Source organism: Pseudoalteromonas sp. SG44-1, from assembly GCF_014164315.1.
Classification (GTDB): Bacteria; Pseudomonadota; Gammaproteobacteria; order Enterobacterales; family Alteromonadaceae; genus Pseudoalteromonas; species Pseudoalteromonas rhizosphaerae.
Genome location: NZ_JACJEW010000096.1, coordinates 1 through 3,698, shown reverse-complemented (window position 1 = coordinate 3,698; position 3,698 = coordinate 1). Strand labels below are relative to the sequence as shown.

Here is a 3,698-nt window from a genome sequence, read left to right as displayed (position 1 = left end):
CAGCAAGCTTAACGCCTACGGGTGTTAAATTTTACTCTGGTGTCTAATTAATTACTTGTAGGCGAGTGGCTTGCCACCGCGTTTTAAATGTAGTGTTTGTGCGTCAGCAAGCTTAACGCCTACGGTGTTAAATTGTATTCTGGTGTTTAATTAATTGCTTGTAGGCGAGTGGCTTGCCACCGCGTTTTAAAATTCCGTGTTTGTTTATTAATAAAGCTCAATCTCTACTGGAGGGATCTCGATTAATTGCTATATTTACTTGTAGTTAATTGAGGGAAAGTAATGGTTGATACCAGTAAGCGGACTAAAGGGCGATGCTCGATAATTAATCATTATTACTCAGTTACAATTTGTACTGAAAATAGAATGCAGCTTTTTTGTGATTTTGATAGTAGCTGTTTAATTATGAGGGAGTTACATTTTTTTTCGCATTCGGGAAACCTTAAGACAATTTGTTTTTCATTAATGCCTGATCACTTGCATTGGCTATTTCAGCTTAGAGATACTGATGATTTATCCAAAGTTATTGGTCAATTTAAAAGTATTACTACGATTAAATTGAACCGTTATTTACTTTCTAGCGGAAAAATTTGGCAAGCTAACTTTTATGATCACAAGCTTAGATCTGATGAAGATTTACTTAACCAAGCTAGATATATAGTTGCAAACCCGCTCAGGGCTGGCTTAGTTAAAAGTGTGGGTGATTATCCATTTTGGAATTGTGTATATTTAAACTAATCCCAGTACATCTAATCTACTCTTTCGTAATATGCCACCGCGTTTTAAATGTGGTGTGGAGTTTGTGCGTCAGCAAGCTTAACGCCTACGGTGTTAAAGTTTATCTCGGTGTTAAATTCACTTTGATGTTTAATTAATTACTTGTAGGCGAGTGGCTTGCCACCGCGTTTTAAATGTGGCTCGGAGTTTGTGCGTCAGCAAGCTTAACGCCTACGGGTGTTAAATTTTACTTTGATGTTTTAATTAATTACTTGTAGGCGAGTGGCTTGCCACCGCGTTTCAAAATGTGGCGTGGTATTTTGCGTCAGCAAGCTCAACGCCTACGGGTGTTAAAGTTTGTCTCGGTGTTAAATTTACTTTGATGTCTAATTAATTACTTGTAGGCGAGTGGCTTGCCATCGCGATATTCAAAATTTGGTGTGGTATTTGTGCGTCAGCAAGCTTAACGCCTACGGTGTTAAATTTTACTTTGATGTTTAATCAATTGTAGGCGAGTGGCTTGCCACCGCATTTTAAATGTGGAACGGTGTTTGTGCGTCAGCAAGCTCAACGCCTACGGGTGTTAAGTTGTACTTTGATGTTTAATTAATCACTTGTAGGCGAGTGGCTTGCCACCGCGTTTCAAAATGTGGCGTGGTGTTGGTGCGTCAGCAAGCTCAACGCCTACTGTGTTAAAGTTTACTTTGATGTTTAATCACTTGTAGGCGAGTGGCTTGCCACCGCGTTTTGAAATGTGCTCTGGTGTTTTTGCGTCAGCAAGCTTAACGCCTACTAGGGAAGTGACTAGGTGCTAGGCTAGAACCTATCCCCTAAAACCTAGCTCCTATAGCTAGATCTGGCGGTTGAAACTGGTAAACTCAGCTTTATTAAACGTTAAAGCTGATTAAAAATGAAAAAACATCATCTAAGTTTAGTCGTCCTCGCGGGTGGCTTGGGCTCTCGTTTTGGTGGCAATAAACAAATCGCTGAGATTGCTGGGTTGGGTTGTACCATTATGGAGTTGAGTATTGCTGATGCTGTTGCCGCAGGAGTAACTCAGGTTGTATTAGTGATCAATCAGGCTGTGCGCAGCGAGATTGAGCAAGTGATTTTACCGCGCTTACCAATGGGGATTGATGTTGTGTTGGTTGAACAACGCATTGATTTAGTGCCAGAACAATTCCAATTACTTGCACAACAGCGAAGTAAGCCTTGGGGCACCGGGCATGCTTTATTATGCGCTAAAGATCATGTTCATAACCCCGCGATCGTCATCACAGCCGATGATTATTATGGCGCGTCGTCATTTTTATTACTCGCAGATCATTTTAAAAACCTGACTAGTTGGGCTATGGTGGGTTACCCTATTATTGATACTTTGTCAGAGCAAGGAGGGGTGAATAGAGGCGTATGCCAAGTTAAAAATAACCAATTAATTGATGTTGTTGAGTATTTAAATATTCAGCACGAGAACGGTCAAATAATGGGTGACAATCCGCAGGGGCTCCGTGAGAAAATTGCCGTGGATGCGTTGGCATCAATGAGTTTTTGGGCAATTACGCCAACATTTTTTGACCGCCTAGAAGCAGGCTTTGACGAGTTTCTGCAAAAGTATGACAACGGTGTCAAAATGGAGTATTATTTACCCGATCAAGTTCAACAAGCGATCACATCTAATCAACAAATAGTTACCATATATAGCGCAAAAGAGTCGTGGTATGGAGTGACTTATAAATCAGAATTACAGGATGTTACAGGTAAATTATATGAATTACGTCACGGATGAACTAGCCCCGATCTTGCCTTTTCCCGGGCACAACAATAGTGAAGTAAGTATGAAGTCAAATTCCATTGCGGTTTACTTGTCTGAGAGTTTTGGTCTTGGTAGTGAAAAAATCAGCATGAAGCCAATTGGTAGTGGTCACATAAATAGCACTATGCTATTAACTGCACCAAAAAAATCATTAGTTGTTCAAAAACTAAATACCGAGGTTTTTCCTGAACCAGATATGTTAGTTAAAAATGCTCGTTTAATTGAACGTCATTTAACTAAAAAACGTCAATTAGGCGAGTATGATTTAGCAATCATCCGCCATGTTCCTACAGTTGAAAATAACTATTTAGTTGATTGTGATAACGGTGTTTGGCGCGCACTCGAATTTATTGGCGGCAGTTATAGTGAAGATGTAGTTTTAAATACTTCACAAGCGCAAACTGCAGCCAATGCATTTGGTCAATTTGCTGTTGCTTTAGAAGATTTTGATGCCAAGCAACTACATCATGTTATTCCTGATTTTCATAATTTAGCGATGCGCGCTGAAAAGCTCAAAGCTGTGGTTGCAAAAGATCCACAGCAGCGCTTAGCCAGCTGCCAAGCTGACGTTGATTTTTGTTTCGCGCAATTTGGCTTAATTGATGAGCTTAAAGCATTGACGGGCATTGTACCGGTTCGACCATGTCATAATGATACTAAAATTAATAATATGCTGTTTTGTAATATATCAAATGATGCCAAAGCGGTGATTGATTTAGACACCTGTATGCCTGGTTATTGGTTATATGATTTTGGTGATATGGTGCGTACTTTTTGCTCTCCTGAACAAGAAGATTCAACGGATTTAGCTAATGTATGTGTGCGTGAAGAGATTTTTGCAGCGGTAGTCAAAGGTTATGTAGAGCCTTTGAAAGACTTGATTACCGAACAAGAAAAACAAAGCTTTTGGTTAGGCACTAAAGTAATGACCTTTATGATTGGCCTACGTTTTTTAACTGATTACATTGACGGTGATCATTATTTTTCAATCAAGCATGCTAACCATAACTTAGAACGTGCGCAAAATCAGTTCGCTTTATATCGTGATATTCTCGCAAAAAAAACCACGCTTAAAGCTATTTTAAGAGATGTGTGATTTTTTCAGTTAAAGGGCTAGGTTGTAGGTTTTAGGGGGAAGTGAAATATCTTCTCACTAACACTCACTAAC

3 protein-coding genes are annotated in these 3,698 nt (G+C 39.6%); all 3 read left to right on the top strand.

The genetic code is table 11. The annotated features are described in order from the left end of the window. Positions 1–282: 282 nt before the first annotated feature. The 3 genes from H5187_RS22170 to H5187_RS22160 all read left to right on the top strand — a co-directional run bounded on the left by H5187_RS22170 (position 283) and on the right by H5187_RS22160 (position 3,626). Complete coding sequence (locus tag H5187_RS22170; RefSeq protein WP_182719661.1) at positions 283–738, top strand: REP-associated tyrosine transposase; 456 nt, start codon at positions 283–285, stop codon at positions 736–738. An 889-nt stretch (positions 739–1,627) separates the two neighbouring features. Beyond that, complete coding sequence (locus tag H5187_RS22165) at positions 1,628–2,503, top strand: NTP transferase domain-containing protein (RefSeq protein ID WP_182719611.1); 876 nt, start codon at positions 1,628–1,630, stop codon at positions 2,501–2,503. Positions 2,504–2,552: 49 nt separating this feature from the next. Beyond that, complete coding sequence (locus H5187_RS22160; RefSeq protein WP_182719613.1) at positions 2,553–3,626, top strand: phosphotransferase enzyme family protein; 1,074 nt, start codon at positions 2,553–2,555, stop codon at positions 3,624–3,626. The last annotated feature ends 72 nt before the right edge of the window (positions 3,627–3,698 follow it).

Excerpts from the sequence above, each read along its gene's own strand:
- H5187_RS22170 (WP_182719661.1), top strand. The coding sequence starts at position 283 with ATGGTTGATACCAGTAAGCGGACTAAAGGGCGATGCTCGATAATTAAT.
- H5187_RS22165 (WP_182719611.1), top strand. The coding sequence starts at position 1,628 with ATGAAAAAACATCATCTAAGTTTAGTCGTCCTCGCGGGTGGCTTGGGC.
- H5187_RS22160 (WP_182719613.1), top strand. The coding sequence starts at position 2,553 with ATGAAGTCAAATTCCATTGCGGTTTACTTGTCTGAGAGTTTTGGTCTT.